We start from the raw sequence: 21,215 nt of genomic DNA, 5'->3' as shown, positions 1-21,215 counted from the left end.
CGACAGCCGGAGCTTCAACTCAGCCCTGGATAATTTTGTCCATCAGTCGCGTCGGCAGCAGGCGTTTGAGCAGCGCCACGGCGTGGGTGACAAACGTCACCGGATAGCGCAATTGCGGTTTGTCGCTGGTAAAAGCATGGCGCACTTTTTCCACCACCGCTTCCGGGCCGAGGGTAAAGCGCGCGGCGATACCGGGGTTCTCCACCGGCTTATCGCGTTGGGTCTGGTTGATATTGGTAGTAAAACGGGTGGTGATGGGACCGGGCTCAATCAGGCTGACCTTGATGCCGCTATAGCGTAGTTCCATACGCAGCGCATCGGACCAGGCTTCCAGCGCATATTTACTGGCGGCGTAGGCGCCGCGACCGGGGCTGGAGATGATCCCCATGACCGAGGAGGTCATCACGATACGCCCTTCGCCGTGCGGCTCCATCGCCGGCAGCAGCAACATCGTCAACTGGTGTGCGCCGAAAAAGTTGGCGGAAAACTGCGCCTCCATCTGCTGACGGCTAATGGTGGTGAGTGGGCCATAGACGCCGTATCCGGCATTATTAAACAGCCCGTACAGGCGATTATTGGTCAAGGCGATGACCTCCGCGGCGGCGCGTTCAACGCTTTGCGGGTCGTCGAGGTCCAGCAAAATACCGGTCAGCCCGAGCTCCTGCATCCGCGCCACGTCGTCCGCTTTACGGCAGGCGGCCAGGACGTTAAAGCCCTGGCGTTTTAAATCGAGGGCGCTTTCAAGACCAATACCGCTGGAACAGCCTGTTACTAAAACCGATTTTTGCATAACTTTACCTGCAAGCGACGCCTGAAGATCAGGAGTCATGATTAACTAAGGGAGCCAGCCGGGTTGCCATCCAGTCGGCAATAAAGGGCTGGGCATCACGATTGGGATGGATGCCATCATCCTGCATCCACTGGGGCTTCAGATAGACCTCTTCCATAAAAAAGGGCAGCAGAGGAATATCGAACTCTTTCGCCAGAGCCGGATACAGGGCGCTAAAGGCTTCATTATAACGACGGCCATAGTTTGCGGGCAGGCGAATTTGCATCAATAACGGCTGGGCATTAGCGGCTTTGATATCCTGAATCACCGTACGCAGAGTCTGCTCCGTCTGCTGCGGCGGGAAGCCGCGCAGCCCGTCGTTGCCTCCCAGCTCGACCAGCACCCAGCGCGGCTGATGCTGTTTGAGCAACGCCGGGAGTCTTGCCAGCCCTTGCTGCGAGGTGTCGCCGCTGATGCTGGCGTTGATGACCGGCGTGGTGGCCTGCCACTTATCGTTGAGTAGCGCAGGCCAGGCGGCGCTGGCGGCCATGCGATAACCGGCGCTCAGGCTATCGCCAAGAACTAATAGCGTGTCGGCGGCGATGGCGCGGCAGGCAAAAAAAATCAGAAACAGGAAAGGCAAATGCCAGCGGAAAACATACTTGAAGTTCATCATCTTAAGAAGTCCGTCGGTCAGGGAGAGCATCAGCTTTCCATCCTTACCGGAGTTGAGCTGGTTGTCAAACCGGCGCAGACCATCGCCCTGATTGGCGAGTCGGGTTCGGGGAAATCCACGTTGCTGGCGATACTTGCCGGGCTGGACGACGGCAGCGGCGGCGAGGTCTCTCTACTTGGCCAGCCGCTGCATACGATGGATGAAGAGGCGAGGGCGCGGCTGCGCGCTAAACACGTCGGCTTTGTCTTTCAGTCATTTATGCTGATTCCAACGCTTAACGCTCTGGAAAACGTCGAGCTTCCGGCGTTGCTCCGGGGGGAGAGCAATAACCAAAGTCGTGGCAGCGCCCGGGCATTGCTGGAACAACTGGGGCTGGGGAAACGCCTCCATCATCTGCCGGCGCAGCTTTCCGGCGGCGAGCAGCAGCGGGTAGCGCTCGCCCGCGCGTTTAACGGGCGGCCCGAACTGCTGTTTGCCGATGAGCCTACCGGCAATCTTGATCGCCATACCGGCGACAAAATTGCCGATCTGCTGTTCTCCCTTAATCGAGAGCATGGTACCACGCTGATCCTGGTGACCCACGATCCGCTGCTGGCGGCGCGCTGCGACCGACGGCTGCGTCTGGTGGACGGCCAGCTGCGGGAGGAAGCATGATTGCCCGCTGGTTCTGGCGCGAATGGCGCTCGCCCTCGCTGCTGATTGTCTGGATGGCGCTGAGCCTGGCGGTGGCCTGCGTGCTGGCGCTGGGGTCGATCGGCGACCGGATGGAAAAGGGACTCAGCCAGCAGAGCCGCGAATTTATGGCCGGGGATCGGACGCTGCGCAGCTCGCGCGAGGTGCCTGCGGAGTGGATTGACGAGGCGCGCAGGCTCGGGCTCACCGTCGGAGAGCAGCTGAGTTTCGCCACCATGACCTTTGCTGGCGATACGCCGCAGCTGGCGGATGTGAAGGCGGTCGACGATAGCTATCCGCTCTACGGTCAACTGGAGACGCAGCCGCCGGGCCTCAAACCCCAGGCCGGCAGCGTGCTGCTGGCACCGCGCCTGATGGCGCTGCTGAACTTAAAAACTGGCGATACCCTTGATGTCGGCGATGCCACGCTGCGCATTGCTGGCGAGGTGGTACAAGAGCCGGATGCCGGGTTCAACCCCTTCCAGATGGCTCCCCGGCTAATGATGAATACCGCCGACGTGGCGAAAACCGGCGCGGTACAGCCCGGCAGTCGCGTCTCGTGGCGCTATAAGTTCGCCGGAACCCCGCAGCAACTGGCGGACTATGAAAAGTGGCTCCTGCCAAAGCTGGGGTCTGAACATCGCTGGATCGGCCTGCAGCAGGACGACAGCGCCTTGGGCAAATCACTGGAGCGCTCGCAGCAGTTTTTACTGCTGTCCGCGCTGCTCACGCTGTTGCTGGCGGTTGCCGCAGTGGCGGTGGCGATGAGCCATTACTGCCGTAGCCGCTACGATCTGGTGGCGATCCTCAAAACCCTTGGTGCCGGACGCGCGCAGCTGCGTAAGCTTATTGTCGGCCAGTGGTTGATGCTACTGGCGCTGGCGGCGGTGGCTGGCGGCGCGATGGGGGCAGGGCTAGAGCAGATTTTATTGCTGATGCTGAAACCGGTGCTACCGGTGGCCTTACCGCCGGCCAGCGGCTGGCCGTGGCTGTGGGCGATCGGCGCGATGGTGGTGATTTCGCTGCTGGTGGGGTTACGACCTTATCGCCTGCTGCTGGCAACGCTGCCGCTGCGGGTTCTGCGTCGGGATGTCGTTGCCAACGTCTGGCCGCTAAAAGTCTATATTCCGCTGGTGTCTGCAGTGGTGGTGATGCTGCTGGCCTGGCTGATGGGCGGAAGTCCGCTGCTATGGGCGGTGCTGGCCGGTGCCGTGGTGCTGGCGCTGCTGTGCGGCGTGTTGGGCTGGGGGCTGCTGTGGCTGCTGAAGCGGTTGACGCTGAAAGCGCTACCGTTGCGTCTGGCGGTGAACCGTCTGCTGCGCCAGCCGTGGTCAACCCTGAGTCAACTGGCGGCGTTTTCGCTGTCGTTTATGCTGCTGGCGTTGCTGCTGGTGCTGCGCGGCGATCTGCTGGATCGCTGGCAGCAGCAGTTGCCGCCGGAAAGCCCCAATTACTTCTTGATCAACATTGCGCCGGAGCAGGTGGCGGCGGTGAAAACGTTCCTTGCCGGGCACCATGTTACGGCAACCGAGTTTTACCCGATTGTCCGCGCCCGCCTGACGCAAATTAACGGACAGGCGGCGGAGAGCAATAAAGACGAAGCGTTGAACCGGGAGCTGAATCTGACCTGGCGCAGCGAGCGGCCGGATCATAATCCGCTGGTGGCCGGTAGCTGGCCGCCTAAGGCCGGAGAAGTGTCCATCGAGGAGGGACTGGCGCAGCGGCTGGGAATCAAACCCGGCGATAGCGTGACCTTCACCGGCGATACGCAGGAATTCAGCGCGACGGTCACCAGCGTACGCAGGGTGGACTGGGAGAGCCTGCGGCCAAACTTCTTCTTTATCTTCCCGCCGGCTGCGCTTGACGGGCAGCCGCAGAGCTGGTTGACCAGCTTCCGCTGGGATAACGGCAATACGCTGTTGACGCAGCTTAACCGCGAGTTCCCCACCGTCAGCCTGCTGGATATTGGCGCGATTCTCCGCCAGGTGGGCCAGGTGTTGACGCAGGTCAGTCGGGCGCTGGAAGTGATGGTGGTGCTGGTGACCGCGTGTGGTATTTTACTGCTGCTGGCGCAGGTCCAGGTCGGTATGCGCCAGCGCTATCAGGAGCTGGTGGTCTGGCGCACGCTGGGGGCCGGCAAGTCGCTGCTGCGTACCACGCTGTGGGCGGAGTTTGCGCTGCTGGGCGTGGTCTCCGGCATCGTCGCGGCCATCGGCGCGGAGGTTGCGCTGGCGATGCTGCAAACCAAAGTGTTTGATTTTCCGTGGGCGCCGGACTGGCGACTGTGGGTGATGCTGCCGCTGTGCGGCGCGCTGCTGTTGTCATTATGCGGCGGCTGGCTGGGATTGCGTCTGTTAAAAGGCAAGGCGCTGTTTCGCCAGTTTAGTCAGTGATTGAACCGGGGCGTCATCGGGCAAACGCCCGGCGGCGCTGCGCTTGCCCGGGCCTACGGGAAACGCAGGCTGTTGATATATTGGCGCCGCAGGCCGGGTAAGGCGCCAGCCGCCACCCGACAAAATGCGGGCACTTCCCGCGATGGCAAAGGGCGCAGGCCGGGTAAGGCGCCAGCTGCCACCCGGCAAAATGCGGGCACTTCTCACGATGGCAAAGGGCGCAGGCCGGGTAAGGCACCAGTCGCCACCCGGCAAAATGCGGGCACTTCTCACGATGGCAAAGGGCGCAGGCCGGGTAAGGCACCAGTCGCCACCCGGCAAAATGCGGGCACTTCTCGCGATGGCAAAGGGAGTTGGCCGGGTAAGGCGCCAGCCGCCACCCGGCAAAATGTGGGCACTTCCCGCGATGGCAAAGAGCGTAGGCCGGGTAAGGCGTCAGCCGCCACCCGGCAAAATGCGGGCACTTCTCACGATGCAAAGGGCGTAGGCCGGGTAAGGCGTCAGCCGCTACCCGGCAAAATGCGGGCACTTCTCGCGATGGCAAAGGGCGTAGGCCGGGTAAGGCGTCAGCCGCCCCCCGGCAAAATGCGGGCACTTCTCACGATGCAAAGGGCGTAGGCCGGGTAAGGCGCCAGCCGTCACCCGGCAAAAATACGAGCGCCGTCGCTAAAGGAATGCTATTGCAGATGACCAAGGTTCAGCGCAGTGAGCGGTTCATTGACGTCGAAAACTTTGCAGATAACGTCATCCACGCCGAGTGATTTCAGGCGCGCGGTATGCTTCTTGAGGTAAGCGAGGGCGGTGTCTTCATCTTCGAAAAGGTAGATCCCGCCCGCCTCGTGGTTCTTTTCGCTTTCAGTCCATACCTTCCAGATAAACCCTGGCTCCTGATTGATGGACTCGGCCAGCTCCCCGAGCTGGCGGGACATCTCGCTGCCGAAGGGGCCGTTAAAGGCAAAGTGCAACTGCAGTAGTTTTTTCGACATGATTCCTCCATGGATGATATTTGAGCGGTAATACGTCATTTTAATGACCGAACGATGAAATGATAATCGTTGATTTTTTAACGGCACAAAATGGTAACTTACTGATTTTAAACCGCACTAAACATTAAAAACCCAACAACACGTCATGCCAAATCACGGTTAATATTCAACTGGAAACTATAAGGTTACTTATTACTCAAGGAAAAAGCATGGCACATAAAATAAAAGCGCTGGCAATGACGATCGGCGCAGCTCTGGCGTTAACTTCTTTCGCCTCCCAGGCGGAGATTACGTTACTGAAACAGGACCCGCAGGCCGGAGATCCGCTGAGCCGCCTCAACTTTACCGTCGGTGGGAGTATTCGTCCGCAGTTCAACATGATGACCGGCGACGGCGATAAAGGCTCTTATAAGCGCAATGGTTTTGATGGCGGGACCCGTTTCCGCTTCGCCGCTGATTATTATCTGTTTGATGATATTAGCTGGATCAGCTATTACGAGCTGGGGGTCAATATTCCGGCGCTGTTTGACTGGGACAACCACTATGCGGAAGGCGCTAATAATACCACCCGTCGTATGTTATACACCGGGCTGAAGAGCGACACCTGGGGAACATTAACTTACGGCCAGCAAAACAGTATTTACTACGACGTGGTCGGGGTGAAAACCGATATCTGGGATTACGACATGATAGCCCAGGCGCCGGGTAACGGTATCAACGGCGACTACGATGGTTCGTACCGTTCCCGTAATATGTTGAAATATAAGAAAACGGCGGGTGATGTTGACCTCTATGCCTCTTATTTGTTTGAAGATAATGAATATCTGCCGGGCAATGGCCTGCGCTATAAGCGTAAAGGCGGTGGCTCCGTGGGCGCGGATTATCACATCACCAAAGATCTGACCTGGGGGACCGCGTGGAACTACACCCGTGCTGAGATGCGTAACCCGTCATCATCAGACAATAAAACCTATGATCAGAATATCCTCGGTACGGCGCTGAGCTGGAAGCCGGATAACTGGACCTTCTCCTTCGGCGGCGGTTGGTATCAGAACTTTTTGACCACCAAAAAAACCGATGTTCATGACTATTTCGCCGGCGATGCCTGGGGGATTGAGTACTTTGCCGGCTATACCTTCCCGATTGGTCAGTACGCGGTGAAAACGATTCAGCCGTACTTTATGGGGGACCGCCTGGAGTACGTCAATGGCCGCAATTATCAGCGAATTGATAACGGCCTGGGGATCAGCTTCCAGCTGGATTACGGCTTCCGCGTTGATTATGAGCACGTCTTTACGTCCAGCACCGACAACCTGGGAGATATGAACCTGGTGCGTCTGCGCTACGACTTCTAAGCGGGAACGGCTCCCCGGTGGCGCTGCGCTTACCGGGGCGACAGGTCCGTGCCGTTGTGTAGTCGCGTAGCCCGGCTAAGGCGTTGACGCCGCAAGCCGGGGCGGTAGGGTGTTGAATGACTTCTCCAGCCATGAGGCGACGTCATTCCAGCTGCCGCGGAAGATAATTTTTTCCGCTTTTTTGTTCAGCTGATAGCGATACATCGGGTCGTAGTACTCTTGCAACAGCGGGACCAGCCAGGCAAAATGGGCATCGGTAGCGGCACCTCGCCGCTGCGCAGCCAGCGCCCCGTCAAGCAGGGCGGTAAGCCGGGCAAAACGCTGTAACCCCAGGCGACGGCGAATGGCGAACAGGCCGTGATGCAGATATTCACTGTACGCCTGCCAGCCTTCCTCTTCACCGTAAGCATTAATAAAATCATGGTGCATACGGTCAAAATACTCTTCCCGCAGGCGCTCAAGGCGAATCTCAAATGGGTCTTCGACTACCGCCAGCGGCGATTGCGCCATACGCTCACGCAGGCATTCCGGCAGGTGGTTGGCGCCTATCATATGTCCTTCATCTTCCAGCACCCAGCGACGATGCTGCCCGGCTTTTTTCAACATTGCCACCGCCAGGTGGTTTTCAAACGTTGCCTGGGCATGCTGTTCACGCAAGGTGCGGCCGAACGACGAGCCGCGATGGTGGGCGAGCCCCTCAAGATCGATACCGTCGGGGCGGGAGCAGACCAGCTGGGTCTTGCCGTTGCCGGTACAGCCGCCGATCAGCACGATCGGCCGTTGGACCAGCTCTTCGATGATTTGGATGGCGACCTGGCGCAGCGCCTTGTAGCCGCCGACGATCAGCGGGTACTCAATGCCAGCTTCATGTAGCCACTGCTGTACGATGTGCGAGCGCTGGCCGCCGCGGGCGCAGCACAGATAGCCCTGCGGATAACGTAAGCAGGCGTCGCGCCATGCGGCGATACGCTTTTCCCGCACCTCGCCGTTGACTAACCGATGGCCCAGCGCTAGGGCCGCGTCCGCGCCATGGCGTTTATAGCAGGTGCCGACGGCGGCACGTTCGGCGTCGTTCATCAGCGGCAGATTCAGTGCCGCGGGAAGTGCGCTTTGGCGGAATTCGATCGGGGCGCGGACGTCAATGATTGGCGTGTCCGCCGTGAGAATGGTGCGGTAATCCGTCCCATTTTTCATGGCTCATCCTTCTGAAGTCAAACTGACAGCGTCTTTTAAATAAGAAAATCGTTAAAGCAAGGAGGGGATTCTACGCGCCATAATCTCTGCCGGGGAAGGGCGAAGATCAATTCCCCGGCAAATAGCCGTTTTCATGCGGGCGAACGGGCGGCGGATGCGCTGGCCGCCCGAATGGGTCAGAGGATTACGCCAGCTGGGATTGCGCCCAGAAGATACCGCTGGCGTACTCTGGCGGCAGGATAGGTTTTAAGGCTTCCAGCGTGGCGCTCAGGCGGTCGGTATCGCTGTCGGTCAGGTTAAGGTGACCCACTTTGCGTCCCGGACGCACCTCTTTGTCGTACCAGTGCAGATGCACCAGCGGCAGCTTCAGCCAGTCGTAGTTCAGATCGGTACCGATCAGGTTGATCATCACCGAAGGGCTGTTCACGACCGGCGGCGGCAGCGGCAGGCCGGTAATCGCCCGCAGATGCAGTTCGAACTGGCTGATCGAGGCCCCGTTCTGGGTCCAGTGACCGCTGTTGTGCACGCGCGGCGCCAGCTCGTTAATCAGCAGGCCATCAGCGGTGACAAAACACTCCATCGCCATCACGCCCACGTAGTTCAGCTCGTGCATAATGGCGGAAAGCATGCTTTCCGCCTGGTCCTGCTGGCGGGCATTGGCCTGCGGGAAGGCGACGCTGGTACGCAGAATGCCCTCCTGGTGCAGGTTGCGGGTGAGCGGATAGAACACCGTGCTGCCATCCTGCGCGCGGGCGCCAACCAGCGACACTTCGGCGGAAAAGTTGATGCCTTGCTCAACGATGCATTCGCCATAGTTCTCTTCCGGCAACTGCGCAATGTCGTTTTCGCGCAGTCGCCACTGGCCGCGACCGTCGTAACCACCCACGCGACGCTTAACGATAGCCAGCTCGCCCAGACGTGCGAATACCGCCGGCCACTCGTTTTTATCTGCCAGCAACTGCCACGGCGCGGTGGCGAGCCCGAGCTTATCAAACAGCTGTTTTTGCGTCAGACGGTCGGCAATGATCGGGAACACATCGCGGTTAACAAACGCCGGGTGGCGCGCCAGTTCACGCGTGAGCGCCGTTTCCGGCCAGCGTTCGATTTCGGCAGTGATCACGCTTTGCTGAAACGGCACCGCTTCAGGATCGGCTTCCAGCCCGACTGGCCAGACGGCGATGCCCAGCGGTTCCCCGGCCTGACGTAGCATCCGGCCTAGCTGGCCGTTGCCAAGGATGCAAACCTGTTTCATGCCGCACCCCGTGGGTCCGGATTCTCCAGCACCTCATCGGTCTGGGCCTGACGCCAGGCGCTCAGGCGCTGATGCAGTTCAGCGTCGTGCACCGCCAGAATCTGCGCCGCCAGCAGGGCCGCGTTGGCGGCGCCGGCTTTGCCGATGGCCAGCGTACCGACGGGAATTCCGCGCGGCATCTGAACAATAGAGTAGAGACTGTCTACGCCGCTTAACGCCGCGCTTTGGACCGGCACACCTAACACCGGCACCAGGGTTTTCGCCGCAATCATGCCCGGCAGATGCGCCGCGCCGCCCGCACCGGCAATAATCACCTGGTAACCGTTGCTTTCCGCGCCTTCGGCAAAGCTAAACAGCTTATCGGGCGTCCGGTGTGCGGAGACCACTTCAACATGGTACGGAACGTTCAGGGCATCAAGGATTTCTGCGGTAAATTGCATGGTAGCCCAGTCGCTTTTGGACCCCATCACGATGGCGATACGCGCCGAATTATTGCGGGAAGACATGCGTCTTAAAACTCCTGTGGGTGTGCTTCACACTGCTTTAGAGGCCACAGAGAATAACATGATCTTTCGGCAAGGAAAACGGTTGCGTCACCGGTGATGGGGGGAAATGCGCGGGAAATTAAAACGGGAAGGAGATCAGTTCAACGTCGTCTTTGCTGACTTTGACCATCGACCCTTCGCTGTGCCAGGCGCCGAGGACCACGCGAAACGCCGGCTTGCCGTTGGCCTCTAACGGGTGGACGTCAGGGCGATGCGTGTGGCCGTGAATCAACCACTGTACCTGATGCCTTTCCAGCGCCTCGACCACGGCCTGCGGATTGACATCCATAATTTCCAGCGACTTGCTGCTGTTGGCCGCTTTGCTGTCGGCGCGCATTCTGGCGGCGATGCGGCGGCGAATAAACAGCGGCAGGGCAAGGAACAGACGCTGAATCCACGGAGTATGGACTTTGGCGCGAAAAGCCAGATAGCCCGGATCGTCGGTGCAGAGCGTATCGCCGTGCATAATCAGGACCCGACGACCGTACAGGTCGAGCACTTTTTCTTCCGCCAGCAGCGTCATCCCGCAGACGCGTGCGAAGCGCTGGCCAACGAGAAAGTCGCGGTTGCCGTGAACAAAATAGCAGGGCACGCCTGATTGCGTTAATGCGTTGATTGCCGAGGCGATTTGCTGATGCAGCGGGTTCGGATCGTCATCGCCAATCCAGGCTTCAAACAGGTCGCCAAGGATATACAGCGCATCCGCCTCGCGGGCTTCGCCGGCTAAAAAGCGCAGAAAACCGGCGGTGATCGCCGGTTCTTCTGTTTGCAGATGTAAATCCGCAATAAACAGTGTCGCCACGAATTACTCGCTGACGGTGACGCTTGTGATCACAACATCTTCTTTCGGCACATCCTGATGCATGCCGCTGCGGCCGGTAGCCACCGCTTTGATTTTGTCGACCACGTCTAAACCTTCAACCACTTCGGCAAATACGCAGTAGCCCCAGCCCTGCAGGTTTTCACCAGAGAAGTTCAGGAAGTCGTTATCGACAACGTTAATAAAGAACTGCGCGGTGGCGGAGTGAGGCGCCTGAGTACGGGCCATGGCCAGAGTACCGCGGGTGTTTTTCAGACCGTTGTTAGCTTCGTTCTGGATCGGGGATTTGGTGGCTTTCTGCGCCATGCCCGACTCAAAGCCGCCGCCCTGGATCATAAAACCGTTGATAACACGGTGGAAAATGGTGTTGTTGTAGAAACCTTCGCGGCAGTAATCCAGGAAGTTTTTAACTGTTTCCGGCGCTTTGTCGTCAAAGGTTTTGATGACGATATCGCCATGATTAGTGTGGAAAGTAACCATTTTTGCATCCTGTTCCGATGATTGTGGTGCTTAAACCCAACGTTGGGCGTGACATAGGGGGCTGTTATAGCATAACCGCCGGGTTCGATCACCTTGCATTGTGTGCTGCTTCGGGGTTGAATTAAGGTTAGAATACGCGACTTAATATTCACACACGTCTACACGGAATCTTCGATGTTAAAAATTTTTAATACCCTGACGCGCCAAAAAGAAGAGTTTAAACCTATCCATGCCGGGGAAGTAGGCATGTACGTGTGTGGAATTACCGTTTACGATCTCTGTCATATCGGCCATGGCCGTACTTTCGTCTCTTTTGACGTGGTCGCCCGCTACCTGCGTTTTCTCGGCTATAAGCTGAAATACGTCCGCAACATTACCGATATCGACGATAAAATCATTAAGCGTGCGAATGAGAACGGCGAAAGCTTTGTCGCGCTGGTCGATCGCATGATTGCCGAAATGCACAATGATTTCGATGCGCTGAATATTCTGCGTCCGGATATGGAGCCTCGCGCTACCCACCATATTCCCGAGATTATTGAAATCACCGAACAACTGATCGCGCGCGGTCATGCGTACGTGGCGGACAACGGGGATGTGATGTTCTCGGTACCGACCGATCCGAATTACGGGCAGCTGTCGCGCCAGGATCTCGACCAGTTGCAGGCCGGCGCGCGCGTTGATGTGGTTGACGTCAAGCGCAACCCGATGGATTTCGTGCTGTGGAAAATGTCGAAAGCGGGCGAGCCGAGCTGGCCGTCCCCGTGGGGTAACGGTCGTCCTGGCTGGCACATTGAATGTTCGGCGATGAACTGCAAACAGCTGGGCAACCATTTTGATATCCACGGCGGCGGATCGGATCTGATGTTCCCGCATCATGAAAACGAAATCGCCCAGTCTACCTGCGCCCACGATGGCGAGTATGTGAACTACTGGATGCACTCCGGGATGGTGATGGTTGACCGTGAGAAAATGTCAAAATCGCTGGGCAATTTTTTCACCGTGCGCGACGTACTGAAGTACTACGATGCGGAGACCATTCGCTACTTCCTGATGTCCGGCCACTATCGTAGCCAGCTGAACTACAGCGAAGAAAATCTCAAGCAGGCGCGTTCTGCGCTGGAGCGTCTGTATACCGCGCTGCGCGGAACCGAAAAATCGGCAGAGCCGGCCGGCGGCGACGCCTTCGAAGCGCGCTTTATTGAAGCGATGGATGACGATTTCAACACGCCGGAAGCCTATTCGGTGCTGTTCGATATGGCGCGTGAAGTGAACCGTCTGAAGACGGAAGATGTCGCTGCTGCTAACGCCATGGCCGCACATATGCGTAAGCTCTCCGGCGTGCTGGGGCTGCTGGAGCAGGAGCCGGATGTCTTCCTGCAAAGCGGCGCGCAGGCTGACGATGGCGAAGTTGCGGAAATCGAGCAGCTGATTCAGCAGCGTCTGGATGCGCGTAAAGCGAAAGACTGGGCCGCTGCGGATGCCGCGCGTGACCGTCTCAATGAGATGGGGATCGTGCTGGAGGACGGCCCGCAGGGAACCACCTGGCGCCGTAAGTAAGCGAGAATAAAAAGCCCGGCTTGCCGGGCGTTTTATTGAGTAGAATCAGTCAGTAACGGTCACGCTCTGGCCTTCAAAACTCACCGTCTGACCGGCGACGATTTTGCAGCGTTTGCGGGTTTCTACCGCGCCGTCAACCTTCACCAGACCCTCGGCAATCGCTATTTTGGCCTGCGCGCCGCTCTCACTCCAGCCTTCGAGCTTCAGCAGATCGCACAGTTCAACGTGTGGGTGTTTGCCCAGAGAAAAATTCGCCATCTCAGGCCTCCTGAATATCGTGATATTCTTCGCACGCCTGCAGCGTGTTTTGAATGAGCGTAGCAACGGTCATCGGGCCGACGCCGCCGGGCACCGGTGTGATGTATGACGCGCGTGCGGCGGCATCTTCATAGACGACATCGCCAACCACTTTGCCGTTTTCCAGACGGTTAATACCGACATCCACCACGATAGCGCCTTCTTTAATCCATTCGCCCGGAATAAAGCCCGGTTTACCCACCGCGACGATCAGCAGGTCGGCGTTTTCGACGTGATGACGCAGGTTTTTGGTAAAGCGGTGGGTGACGGTGGTGGTGCAGCCCGCCAGCAGCAGCTCCATGCTCATCGGACGGCCCACGATGTTCGATGCACCGATAACCACGGCATTCAGGCCGTAGGTGTCGATATTGTAACGCTCAAGCAGGGTGACGATTCCGCGCGGCGTACACGGGCGCAGGCGCGGGGCGCGCTGGCACAGACGGCCGACGTTATAGGGGTGGAAACCGTCAACATCTTTGTCCGGGGCGATACGCTCCAGCACTTTCACGTTATCAATTCCGGCAGGCAGCGGCAGCTGTACCAGAATACCGTCGATAGTGGTATCGGCATTCAGCGTATCAATCAGCTCCAGTAATTCCGCCTCGCTGGTGGTTTCCGGGAGATCGTATGAGCGGGAGACAAATCCCACCTCTTCACACGCTTTGCGCTTGCTGCCGACATAAATCTGCGACGCCGGGTTGCTGCCGACCAGTACGACGGCTAACCCTGGGGCGCGTTTTCCGGCCGCAGTACGGGCCTTCACTTTTTCCGCAACCTCAGAGCGTACCTGCTGCGCAATCGTTTTACCGTCAATAATTTTTGCTGCCATCAGAGAGAGGATTCCATCTGTATCTTAACGAAAGGGGGATGTGGATATTTTGTCAGAAGCCAGCCTCGCTGTCAGTCCTCGTTTGAATTTTTATCCCTCTTTGACAAAATTAAGGGCTAAAGACACCGCTGTTTAAAGGGATATTTGGCACATTTAAGGGGAGCTGGAGCTATTTATTGTCGTCGAGCGCGATAAGTGCTGAAAACCGGTGCTGGATGAACTTTGCGCAACCTTTGTCGTATATGTAGGCAAGTTAGTTATGCCGCAGCAGTTTCATGGCAAAATGCATTGACTCACTGAGCGTTGACCGTATAATTCCAGGCGGTTTCACTCCATGAAACATCCGCATTTCAGTGCGCCCTTAGCTCAGCTGGATAGAGCAACGGCCTTCTAAGCCGTAGGTCACAGGTTCGAACCCTGTAGGGCGTACCATTAAGAATCAACTACTTATCAACTTCCTCCAGCCGCTGATTTTTCCGTGTGGGACATATTTGGGAGATTTTCCTAAAAAACTGAGTCAATTTGCCGCGCAGGCTCCGTTAATGGTCAGTTGCATGGTGGGCATATCGACGTACCATCCCAATACTCTCCCGGCTACCCATTTCCCGTAGCACAGACGGCGGAACGCCGGACTGAATTAATCAACTGGTCCGGTGTGTCTCAGGCCATGAAAACGAAAGTCTGTAATCAGCGGTATTGAACTTCGCCAGGTTATTGCAAATCTGGGGCGCCAGGCGAAGAATGCCAGAATGCATCTGCGTTCGCTGCGGACAGTGGGTTCAGGAACTTCGCACAAGGGAGGCGGTAATGTTCAAAATATATTTACCTTTAAGTTTTCTTGGAGGTGCCCTGATAGGGACTGATAACCTGCAAACCGGTGAGGTGGAAGGAACTATCTTTGGTGTGATGTTTATTGTGGTGGCCGTGATTATCATTCTCTCTGAGGTTATCAGAACCCATACGCTCAACCGGGATAAGTGACCAAATTCATCTCAGAATGTAAAGCATGTACCTGCCAGTCTGTTGCCAGCAAACACGGATTTAAGTGGGGCCGGGCGTGCGGGAACCAGTGATGCTGGCACGTAATGGTGTCTCCCCAGTTAGCGGGTATTTACGCAGCAGGAGCATTGTGGGTAGTGTACCCAGCGCCAGAGCGTTGTGTAAGCACACCCGTTTTTGTTCTACCCACTTTTTGCGGTTTTTCAGCCATCAGCCAGTACCCTTCCGGTGTCAGGGGGTAATGATGAAGGCGGTATAAATCAGAATCGAGTGTGTTCTCCAGATGACGAAAAAGGCGTTTAATTGAATGGTTAAGCGACTTGAGAGGTTGCGGGCCGACTCTGGCATCGCCGTAACGCCTGACATGCGTGCTGGATAGGGCTTCTCACGTTTTTGCGGGCAATATTCGAACCTCTCTGAACTACCGCTTCCGGCTGAGAATTGACAGGGGGCTGTTCGTACCGTTCATGTTCATGGTGGCTTGAGCAACCCTGAAACGTCCACGCCAGCTGGCGTTAATAATGATTCCGCGTTGTGTCAACGATGGCAACCTTTAAAAAGAAGAGGTGAGACGATGATTACGGATTACCTGTTTATGTCTTATGTTGCGGTCGCTTCCTGCTGGCCTGTCACGCTGATCCTGCTGTCGGTTGCCATAATTTTGTTATTGCATGCTGAGCGTAAGGTGTTGAGAGTGACTATCGTTGCCCTGGTGGGTTTTCTGGCTTTTGCCGCCTGGCAGTTTGGGACTGCAATGCATAAACCTCCTTTAATGCTGGCCGGTGGGACCGCATGGCTCTCTGAGCAGATAGCAATATGGGATCAGAGGCAGTAATCTTATCCATGGTTTCTGTCATCCCTCGCCAGCCTTCATTGCCTTCTTCAGCGCCGTTATCAATTTGCGACAGTATCTCTTCGCCTGTCCGCTAATTTTTTAAGTGTCTGGTGGTTTATTTGGTCTGGTTTCATGCGCTCGGGTAATTTATATCAAAGGGTTGGCTGTCAGTTTGATGTATTTCCGGACAAAGGAAATAATCAGCATTAAGATTCTATTGATGCCACGTATAAGAAAAATTGGTTAATATGAGCGGCATTTATACAAAGGAGGGTTATGTTGATGAATAAAATCATTATAAGCATTATGGCCGTGATGTTGTGCGGTTGCGTGGACCTTGGTCGCGTTGGTCTTCACCCGGAATTAAAAACGGCGTATTTCGACGGACAAAAGCATATCGTAGAAAGTTGTCTGTACTCCGCTGCGCTCTCGCAAAAGCTGTCATTAATGAAGGATGACTCGTTGCCCGGAGAGACGGAGCGTTACTATTTACAGGACGCTAATTATGAAAATGTAGCGTGGGTCGATATCTCCCCTTCTGGTGAAAAACAAACCAGTGCGTACTTTTTTTACGCACCCCATGATCCCGATGTGCACAAGTCCATTTTGTCTATGATAGCAAAGTGTCAGAATCCTTTTTAATGACCCGTCAGGTCATGTAGTGGTTAACCGGGCACAAGCATTGCGTCAGTGAGATAATGAGTATGACATTCAAATTAATGACGATTATTGGCGCAGTACTGGTCGCGTTAGCAATAGTCCTGTTTTTCCCCAAAATACTCCGTGAATCACAGACCAATACTGAAATAGAAAAAATGTTACAACATCCCGACAGTACTTTTATTGTTTTCAGCAACTGCAAAAAGGACGTGTCAGATGTTGAGCGTTGCTACAACGCATACAGTGCTGCGGTACAGATTGCGGACTCGAAAAGTTGTACTCCCTCTGGGATTAAGCTCAAGCGTCAATTTAAGCGACTTGTGGAGCACGCGGAAGACAGAGACATTGAGAATGAAATAAGCAAAGAGTGCCAGTTAAAATGATAACGTTTATGCTAACAATGAGTTGTGGCTGATTCTGAGCTGCCAGGTGCTGTTAATGTCCTCCTCCCATGCCTTACCCGCCTTATTAAGCCGTTTCGCGATAAATACGGCGGATACTACGCCTCCGTTAACCCAGTGAATCCCATAAAAGCCAGCGACATCAGACCCGCGGTAATAAGCGATATCGGAGAACCTTTGAAAGGGGCCGGTAAGCGCCCCATCTGCGACGTCTTGTGAAAATTGTCCTGTCTGGCAACAATCGCGCCCATCTATTTTGATGGACACGAACGATGAATTCCCAGACAACAAAAGATATTCCCTGCTTCCGTTCTTATTTGCCTGATGCCCTGCGTTTAAGATTTGAAGATAAACTGACCATCCGGGCCATCGCTCAGCGCCTCGGTCTCAGTCATTCCACAATACATACGCTTTTTCAGCGCTTTATTGCATCCGGTATCGCATGGCCATTGCCCGATTCAGTCTCATTCGCTCAGCTTGACGCCATCCTTTATGCCAACAGAAAAAATGAATCCACTCGCCCTGAAATCAGCGAGGAAAAATGGCGAAAAGAACGGCGAGCCAGCTACAGCCGTGAATTTAAGGTCAGTCTGGCTAAGCAGGCATTACAACCCGGTGCTGTTGTTGCCCGGATCGCCAGAGAGCACGATATCAATGATAACCTGCTGTTTAAATGGAAAAGCCAGTACGAGGACGGCTTACTGAGCGATGATGATATACAGGAATGCATGCCTGTCCCGGTGGCACTGACTGATACGCCAGAGCCGATCAGACCAGTTACAAATCCCTTCTGGCGTAACAAGCCTGATGAGTGCCCTGAGTGCGATCCCGAAAACGTCCCACGGTGCGAGCTGCATCTTAAATCAGGTGTGGTAAAACTGTTTGACCCTCTCACTCCGGAACTGTTACGGGCGCTAATCCGCGAAATGAAAGGCGGTGCCCGATGATAACTCTGCCAACCGGTACCAGAATCTGGATCATCGCTGGCGTCACAGATATGCGTTGTGGCTTCAACGGGCTGGCTTCGAAGGTGCAGAATACGCTGAAAGATGACCCGTTCTCCGGGCATATCTTCGTCTTCCGGGGCCGCAGTGGCAAAATGGTGAAAATACTGTGGGCCGATCGTGACGGGTTGTGCCTGTTCGCCAAACGCCTCGAGCAGGGCCGCTTCGTGTGGCCGGTGACCCGCGACGGGAAAGTGCATCTGACACCCGCCCAGTTGTCCATGCTTCTGGAGGGGATCGCGTGGCAACATCCAAAACGGACGGAACGGCCTGGTATACGGATATAACCCGTGATAAAACAGGGGAATGAACAACACACTCCCCGACGACATCGAGCAACTGAAGGCCCTGCTGATCGCACAGCAGGCGGTTATCGTCCGTCTGTCCGGTGAAATAACCGGCTATGCCCGCGAGATCGACTCACTCAGGGCGCTGGTCGCTAAACTGCAGAGAATGTTGTTCGGCCGCAGCAGCGAGAAAAACCGCGAGAAGATAGAAAAGAAGATCGCGCAGGCAGAAAAGCGCATAACCGAGCTCCAGAACAGGCTTGGCGAGGCGCAGTCGCAACTCACCTCAATGGCCGGAGATACGGGATCAAAAACATCAGACACTCCCGCCCGCAAAGCGCTTCCGGTAACACTCCCCCGTGACAGGCGGGTTATCTCCCCGGCAGAAACCGAATGCCCGGTCTGCAGCGGCAAACTAAAACCGCTGGGGGAAAGCATCTCTGAACAGCTGGATATCATCAACACTGCGTTCAGGGTAATCGAAACGGTCCGCCCAAAACTGGCCTGCAGTCGGTGCGACTGCATCGTGCAGGCACCACTGCCACCAAAACCCATCGAGCGCAGTTACGCCAGTCCGGCTCTGCTGGCACGCATTATCATGGCGAAGTTCGCTGAACACCTGCCGCTGTATCGTCAGTCGGAAATCTACGCCCGGCAGGGCGTGGAGCTGAGCCGCAATACGATGGGGCGCTGGGTTGACATTATGGGAGAACAACTTCGTCCGCTGTATGATGAACTGAACCACTATGTGCTGATGCCGGGTAAAGTGCATGCAGACGACACGCCGGTGAGTGTACTGGAGCCTGGTCAGGGTAAAACCCGTACCGGGCGGCTGTGGGTCTATGTTCGTGACGATCGTAACGCCGGCTCAACCATGCCGGCTGCCGTGTGGTTCTCCTACTCTCCCGACCGCAAAGGTATCCATCCACAGCAACATCTGGCGGACTACAGTGGTATCCTGCAGGCCGATGCCTACGCGGGTTACAACGCTCTTTATGAAAGCGGGCGGGTAACCGAAGCGGCCTGTATGGCACATGCCCGACGCAAGCTCCACGATGTTCACGTTCGCCATCCAACGGCGGTAACAGCAGAGGCGCTGAACCGTATCGGGGCGCTGTACGCCATCGAATCGGAGATCCGCGGTAGTCCGGCAGAAGAGCGACTGACAGCCAGGAAAGCCAGAAGTGTTCCGCTGATGCAGTCGCTGTACGACTGGATACAACAGCAGATGGGCACGCTGTCGCGTTACTCAGATACGGCGAAAGCGTTCGCATACCTGCTGAAACAATGGGATGCACTGAACGAATACTGCCGCAATGGCTGGGTGGAGATCGACAATAATCTGTGCGAAAACGCACTTCGAGTGGTGGCGCTGGGACGGCGTAACTACATGTTCTTCGGCTCTGATAGTGGTGATGACAGTGCGGCAGTGATGTACAGCCTGCTCGGAAGCTGCAAACTCAACGGCATCGAGCCGGAGGCCTGGCTGCACCACGTGATCAGTGTCATCAATACCTGGCCTGCCAACCGCGTGAAAGATCTGTTGCCCTGGAACGTCACCCTCTCTGTAAACTAATTTTTACCCCACGTCCTTCACGAGGCGCTTACAGGGGCCGGCACATTCGCGGCTTTCAGACGATCGCGAAGCGACGAGAAGAGCACCAGTACGAGTGAGAAACCAAAGGCGGCGCTGAAGCCATAGAACGTAGAAAGAAGGAATCCGTTGTTCTGAGTAATGTTGATGAGCGGCACTGCCAGAACTGCGCAGTTGGTGGTGATCAGTGGCAGGAAGATACCTAACAGACGATACAGGGCTGGGCTGGTTTTTCGGATAATAGTCTCTGTGAGCTGAACCACAACCGCGCTGGCAAAAATATAGACCATCACGCGGAGATAGGTCAGTTCGTAGGGCACCAGCAGATAGTTATCAAAAAACCATGCCAGTGCGCTGACCAGCGTCAGGACGAAGGTTGTCGCAAACGACATTCCTGTTGCCATCTCCGGTTTCCCTGAGGCCCCCATAAACGGGCATAGCCCAAGGAAGCGGGACAGGACAAAATTGTTAACCAGTACCGCGCTGATAAAGAGTATGCCGAATTCTTGCATGGGTAAGCTCGTGTTTTTTGACATATTTGCTTACATAATACTGATTATCCTTTCTGGTATCGACCATGAAAAATTTAAGGGAACCTGGATTTTGTCGCCGATGGTGAGATTTGCATTGTGGCTCGTCTCACCGCGTCATCAGCCGCCGAAAGCTCAGTGAGCGGATTATCTGCTTTCAGATGACGGAAATACCCGCGCACAGAGGAAATCGACCATCGCCCGAATTTTAGGCGAGGGATGCCTGCTGGCGGGCCAGAGCACGTAGAAGACGCCAGTACGCTCCACGCGATCGGCCAGAATGGTGCGCAACCGTCCATCTGCCAGCGGTTCTCTGATCGAGAATTCCGGCAGACAGGCGATTCCCAGGCCCTGAAGCGCAAAGCACACCCGCGTCTCAATATTGTTGCAGATCATTGAGGTGGGGAGCTGCAGATCGGCTTCTCCCGGCGCTTGCCGCAGCGCCCACGGCTCCAGCTTGCCGCTGTTGGGAAAGCGGTAGTGCAGGCAGGTGTGCTCTAGCAGATCGGCGGGCACTTCGGGTATACCTCGTCGCGCCAGATAATCGGGCGAGGCGACCAGCATCGAGCGGAAGGTGCCCAGCTTCCGCGCGGACAGGCGCGAGTCCGTCGGATCTCCCGTTCTGACCACCACGTCGAACCCCTCTTCGATCACCTCGACCAGCCGATCGGTGAAGTCCAGATCCAGCTCAATGGCCGGGTATTCGCGCATGAACTCGCCAAGCACCGGTAACACCAGCGAGCTGACCAGGGGCAGGCTGATCCGTAACCGGCCCCGCGGCGCGGCCGTCGCCTGCGACAACTCCATTTCCGCGGCTTCGATCTCGGCAAGGATACGTCGGCTGCGCTCCAGGAACAGCGTTCCCTCGGCCGTCAGGGTGATGCTGCGCGTGCTGCGGTGAAACAGGCGCACGCCAAGCTTCTCTTCCAGCCTCGCCACGCTTTTGCCGATGGCGGATGCCGACACGCCCAGCAGCCGACTGGCCGCGACGAAGCTGCGTGTCTCGGCGACCCGGACGAACACGACGAAGCCATTCAGGTTGTCCACTTCATACCTCCATTGCGGACAAATAGTTCC

Annotated in this window: 23 protein-coding genes, 1 tRNA gene and 3 pseudogenes; 12 read left to right on the top strand and 15 right to left on the bottom strand. The window is 56.3% G+C overall.

The features are described 5' to 3' along the window. Nucleotides 1-19: 19 nt before the first annotated feature. Nucleotides 20-829 (bottom strand): SDR family oxidoreductase, encoded by an 810-nt coding sequence (locus Electrica_RS19010; RefSeq protein WP_167686249.1) that lies wholly within the window; start codon nt 827-829, stop codon nt 20-22. Continuing rightward, nucleotides 819-1,445 (bottom strand): multifunctional acyl-CoA thioesterase I/protease I/lysophospholipase L1, encoded by a 627-nt coding sequence (gene tesA / locus Electrica_RS19005; protein ID WP_131047538.1) that lies wholly within the window; start codon nt 1,443-1,445, stop codon nt 819-821. Before tesA ends, Electrica_RS19010 begins: the two co-directional genes overlap by 11 nt. Here tesA and ybbA point away from each other — a divergent pair. Together ybbA and ybbP are read left to right on the top strand one after the other, a co-directional pair. Further along, nucleotides 1,413-2,099 (top strand): putative ABC transporter ATP-binding protein YbbA, encoded by a 687-nt coding sequence (gene ybbA / locus Electrica_RS19000; RefSeq protein WP_141965184.1) that lies wholly within the window; start codon nt 1,413-1,415, stop codon nt 2,097-2,099. The two genes, tesA and ybbA, sit on opposite strands and share 33 nt — an antisense overlap. Then, on the top strand, nt 2,096-4,510 hold the full coding sequence (gene ybbP, locus Electrica_RS18995; RefSeq protein WP_141965183.1) for a putative ABC transporter permease subunit YbbP: 2,415 nt from the start codon (nt 2,096-2,098) through the stop codon (nt 4,508-4,510). The genes ybbA and ybbP overlap by 4 nt, the downstream gene beginning before the upstream one ends. A 13-nt stretch (nt 4,511-4,523) precedes the next feature. Here ybbP and Electrica_RS18990 read toward each other — a convergent pair whose 3' ends face one another. Further along, nucleotides 4,524-4,988 carry a hypothetical protein gene (locus Electrica_RS18990; RefSeq protein WP_141965182.1) on the bottom strand — a complete coding sequence of 155 codons (465 nt, stop codon included), beginning with the start codon at nt 4,986-4,988 and terminating at the stop codon, nt 4,524-4,526. 199 nt (nt 4,989-5,187) lie between these two features. Beyond that, nucleotides 5,188-5,496: a monooxygenase gene (locus Electrica_RS18985; protein ID WP_141965181.1), complete on the bottom strand. Its 309-nt coding sequence runs from the start codon at nt 5,494-5,496 to the stop codon at nt 5,188-5,190. A gap of 209 nt (nt 5,497-5,705) precedes the next feature. Between Electrica_RS18985 and Electrica_RS18980 the strand changes: the two genes are divergently transcribed. Beyond that, a complete protein-coding gene (locus Electrica_RS18980) occupies nt 5,706-6,851 on the top strand; it encodes a porin (protein ID WP_141965180.1) in 1,146 nt (381 codons plus the stop codon). Between the two features lie 75 nt (nt 6,852-6,926). On the opposite strand, the gene mnmH is transcribed toward Electrica_RS18980, so the two are convergent. From mnmH to ppiB, 5 genes are all read right to left on the bottom strand, one after another. Then, nucleotides 6,927-8,045 carry a tRNA 2-selenouridine(34) synthase MnmH gene (mnmH, locus tag Electrica_RS18975; RefSeq protein ID WP_141965179.1) on the bottom strand — a complete coding sequence of 373 codons (1,119 nt, stop codon included), beginning with the start codon at nt 8,043-8,045 and terminating at the stop codon, nt 6,927-6,929. A gap of 184 nt (nt 8,046-8,229) precedes the next feature. Further along, nucleotides 8,230-9,297, bottom strand: coding sequence for a 5-(carboxyamino)imidazole ribonucleotide synthase (gene purK, locus Electrica_RS18970; protein WP_141965178.1), 1,068 nt, complete (start codon nt 9,295-9,297; stop codon nt 8,230-8,232). Then, the gene (gene purE / locus Electrica_RS18965; protein ID WP_045854285.1) at nt 9,294-9,803 is read right to left on the bottom strand and encodes a 5-(carboxyamino)imidazole ribonucleotide mutase; all 510 of its coding nucleotides are present in this window, start codon (nt 9,801-9,803) and stop codon (nt 9,294-9,296) included. Before purE ends, purK begins: the two co-directional genes overlap by 4 nt. Before the next feature lie 118 nt (nt 9,804-9,921). After that, nucleotides 9,922-10,644 (bottom strand): UDP-2,3-diacylglucosamine diphosphatase, encoded by a 723-nt coding sequence (lpxH, locus tag Electrica_RS18960; RefSeq protein WP_131047545.1) that lies wholly within the window; start codon nt 10,642-10,644, stop codon nt 9,922-9,924. A 3-nt stretch (nt 10,645-10,647) separates the two neighbouring features. After that, entirely contained in the window at nt 10,648-11,142 is a 495-nt protein-coding gene (gene ppiB, locus Electrica_RS18955) for a peptidylprolyl isomerase B (RefSeq protein WP_141965177.1), read from the bottom strand. Nucleotides 11,143-11,316: 174 nt separating this feature from the next. Between ppiB and cysS the strand changes: the two genes are divergently transcribed. Then, a complete protein-coding gene (cysS, locus tag Electrica_RS18950) occupies nt 11,317-12,702 on the top strand; it encodes a cysteine--tRNA ligase (protein WP_141965176.1) in 1,386 nt (461 codons plus the stop codon). Nucleotides 12,703-12,747: 45 nt separating this feature from the next. Here the strand turns inward: cysS and ybcJ are convergent, their stop codons facing one another. Both ybcJ and folD read right to left on the bottom strand, forming a co-directional pair. Beyond that, a complete protein-coding gene (gene ybcJ / locus Electrica_RS18945) occupies nt 12,748-12,960 on the bottom strand; it encodes a ribosome-associated protein YbcJ (RefSeq protein WP_100686602.1) in 213 nt (70 codons plus the stop codon). A 1-nt stretch (nt 12,961) separates the two neighbouring features. After that, a complete protein-coding gene (gene folD, locus Electrica_RS18940) occupies nt 12,962-13,828 on the bottom strand; it encodes a bifunctional methylenetetrahydrofolate dehydrogenase/methenyltetrahydrofolate cyclohydrolase FolD (protein WP_141965175.1) in 867 nt (288 codons plus the stop codon). A 355-nt stretch (nt 13,829-14,183) separates the two neighbouring features. Here folD and Electrica_RS18935 point away from each other — a divergent pair. Further along, nucleotides 14,184-14,260, top strand: a tRNA-Arg gene (locus Electrica_RS18935). Nucleotides 14,261-14,332: 72 nt separating this feature from the next. Here Electrica_RS18935 and Electrica_RS28965 read toward each other — a convergent pair. Continuing rightward, a pseudogene (locus Electrica_RS28965) lies at nt 14,333-14,516 on the bottom strand (tyrosine-type recombinase/integrase); the annotation flags it as partial. Nucleotides 14,517-14,635: 119 nt separating this feature from the next. On the opposite strand from Electrica_RS28965, the gene Electrica_RS28480 reads away from it, so the two are divergent. From Electrica_RS28480 to Electrica_RS18915, 4 genes are all read left to right on the top strand, one after another. Then, nucleotides 14,636-14,809 carry a hypothetical protein gene (locus Electrica_RS28480; RefSeq protein ID WP_165457115.1) on the top strand — a complete coding sequence of 58 codons (174 nt, stop codon included), beginning with the start codon at nt 14,636-14,638 and terminating at the stop codon, nt 14,807-14,809. 592 nt (nt 14,810-15,401) lie between these two features. After that, nucleotides 15,402-15,662 (top strand): hypothetical protein, encoded by a 261-nt coding sequence (locus tag Electrica_RS18925; RefSeq protein ID WP_100686648.1) that lies wholly within the window; start codon nt 15,402-15,404, stop codon nt 15,660-15,662. Between the two features lie 282 nt (nt 15,663-15,944). Further along, on the top strand, nt 15,945-16,304 hold the full coding sequence (locus Electrica_RS18920; RefSeq protein WP_141965174.1) for a hypothetical protein: 360 nt from the start codon (nt 15,945-15,947) through the stop codon (nt 16,302-16,304). A 62-nt stretch (nt 16,305-16,366) separates the two neighbouring features. Next, the gene (locus Electrica_RS18915; RefSeq protein WP_141965173.1) at nt 16,367-16,705 is read left to right on the top strand and encodes a hypothetical protein; all 339 of its coding nucleotides are present in this window, start codon (nt 16,367-16,369) and stop codon (nt 16,703-16,705) included. A gap of 116 nt (nt 16,706-16,821) precedes the next feature. On the opposite strand, the pseudogene Electrica_RS18910 reads toward Electrica_RS18915, so the two are convergent. Continuing rightward, nucleotides 16,822-16,917: pseudogene (locus tag Electrica_RS18910) on the bottom strand (electron transport complex subunit RsxA); the annotation flags it as partial. Nucleotides 16,918-16,995: 78 nt separating this feature from the next. Here Electrica_RS18910 and tnpA point away from each other — a divergent pair. Genes tnpA through tnpC form a run of 3 tightly spaced genes read left to right on the top strand, consistent with a single transcriptional unit; the run spans nt 16,996 to nt 19,590 of the window. Beyond that, nucleotides 16,996-17,670 (top strand): IS66-like element accessory protein TnpA, encoded by a 675-nt coding sequence (tnpA, locus tag Electrica_RS18905; protein ID WP_141964153.1) that lies wholly within the window; start codon nt 16,996-16,998, stop codon nt 17,668-17,670. Beyond that, complete coding sequence (tnpB, locus tag Electrica_RS18900; protein ID WP_141964154.1) at nt 17,667-18,014, top strand: IS66 family insertion sequence element accessory protein TnpB; 348 nt, start codon at nt 17,667-17,669, stop codon at nt 18,012-18,014. The genes tnpA and tnpB overlap by 4 nt, the downstream gene beginning before the upstream one ends. Nucleotides 18,015-18,033: 19 nt before the next feature. Further along, nucleotides 18,034-19,590 carry an IS66 family transposase gene (tnpC, locus tag Electrica_RS18895; protein ID WP_141965172.1) on the top strand — a complete coding sequence of 519 codons (1,557 nt, stop codon included), beginning with the start codon at nt 18,034-18,036 and terminating at the stop codon, nt 19,588-19,590. A 20-nt stretch (nt 19,591-19,610) separates the two neighbouring features. On the opposite strand, the pseudogene rsxA reads toward tnpC, so the two are convergent. Both rsxA and Electrica_RS18885 read right to left on the bottom strand, forming a co-directional pair. Then, nucleotides 19,611-20,120: pseudogene (rsxA, locus tag Electrica_RS18890) on the bottom strand (electron transport complex subunit RsxA); the annotation flags it as partial. Nucleotides 20,121-20,285: 165 nt separating this feature from the next. Continuing rightward, nucleotides 20,286-21,185: a LysR family transcriptional regulator gene (locus Electrica_RS18885; RefSeq protein WP_141965170.1), complete on the bottom strand. Its 900-nt coding sequence runs from the start codon at nt 21,183-21,185 to the stop codon at nt 20,286-20,288. Between the last annotated feature and the right edge of the window lie 30 nt (nt 21,186-21,215).

Origin of the sequence: Klebsiella electrica, assembly GCF_006711645.1 — a bacterium.
Lineage (GTDB): Bacteria > Pseudomonadota > Gammaproteobacteria > Enterobacterales > Enterobacteriaceae > Klebsiella > Klebsiella electrica.
Note: the sequence above shows the minus strand (reverse complement) of the source record. Positions and strands in the feature narration are given on the sequence as shown.

Excerpts from the sequence above, each read along its gene's own strand:
- Electrica_RS19010 (WP_167686249.1), bottom strand. The coding sequence starts at position 829 with ATGACTCCTGATCTTCAGGCGTCGCTTGCAGGTAAAGTTATGCAAAAA.
- ybbA (WP_141965184.1), top strand. The coding sequence starts at position 1,413 with ATGCCAGCGGAAAACATACTTGAAGTTCATCATCTTAAGAAGTCCGTC.
- tesA (WP_131047538.1), bottom strand. The coding sequence starts at position 1,445 with ATGATGAACTTCAAGTATGTTTTCCGCTGGCATTTGCCTTTCCTGTTT.
- ybbP (WP_141965183.1), top strand. The coding sequence starts at position 2,096 with ATGATTGCCCGCTGGTTCTGGCGCGAATGGCGCTCGCCCTCGCTGCTG.
- Electrica_RS18985 (WP_141965181.1), bottom strand. The coding sequence starts at position 5,496 with ATGTCGAAAAAACTACTGCAGTTGCACTTTGCCTTTAACGGCCCCTTC.
- Electrica_RS18980 (WP_141965180.1), top strand. The coding sequence starts at position 5,706 with ATGGCACATAAAATAAAAGCGCTGGCAATGACGATCGGCGCAGCTCTG.
- mnmH (WP_141965179.1), bottom strand. The coding sequence starts at position 8,045 with ATGAAAAATGGGACGGATTACCGCACCATTCTCACGGCGGACACGCCA.
- purK (WP_141965178.1), bottom strand. The coding sequence starts at position 9,297 with ATGAAACAGGTTTGCATCCTTGGCAACGGCCAGCTAGGCCGGATGCTA.
- purE (WP_045854285.1), bottom strand. The coding sequence starts at position 9,803 with ATGTCTTCCCGCAATAATTCGGCGCGTATCGCCATCGTGATGGGGTCC.
- ppiB (WP_141965177.1), bottom strand. The coding sequence starts at position 11,142 with ATGGTTACTTTCCACACTAATCATGGCGATATCGTCATCAAAACCTTT.
- cysS (WP_141965176.1), top strand. The coding sequence starts at position 11,317 with ATGTTAAAAATTTTTAATACCCTGACGCGCCAAAAAGAAGAGTTTAAA.
- ybcJ (WP_100686602.1), bottom strand. The coding sequence starts at position 12,960 with ATGGCGAATTTTTCTCTGGGCAAACACCCACACGTTGAACTGTGCGAT.
- folD (WP_141965175.1), bottom strand. The coding sequence starts at position 13,828 with ATGGCAGCAAAAATTATTGACGGTAAAACGATTGCGCAGCAGGTACGC.
- Electrica_RS28480 (WP_165457115.1), top strand. The coding sequence starts at position 14,636 with ATGTTCAAAATATATTTACCTTTAAGTTTTCTTGGAGGTGCCCTGATA.
- Electrica_RS18925 (WP_100686648.1), top strand. The coding sequence starts at position 15,402 with ATGATTACGGATTACCTGTTTATGTCTTATGTTGCGGTCGCTTCCTGC.
- Electrica_RS18920 (WP_141965174.1), top strand. The coding sequence starts at position 15,945 with ATGAATAAAATCATTATAAGCATTATGGCCGTGATGTTGTGCGGTTGC.
- Electrica_RS18915 (WP_141965173.1), top strand. The coding sequence starts at position 16,367 with ATGACATTCAAATTAATGACGATTATTGGCGCAGTACTGGTCGCGTTA.
- tnpA (WP_141964153.1), top strand. The coding sequence starts at position 16,996 with ATGAATTCCCAGACAACAAAAGATATTCCCTGCTTCCGTTCTTATTTG.
- tnpB (WP_141964154.1), top strand. The coding sequence starts at position 17,667 with ATGATAACTCTGCCAACCGGTACCAGAATCTGGATCATCGCTGGCGTC.
- tnpC (WP_141965172.1), top strand. The coding sequence starts at position 18,034 with ATGAACAACACACTCCCCGACGACATCGAGCAACTGAAGGCCCTGCTG.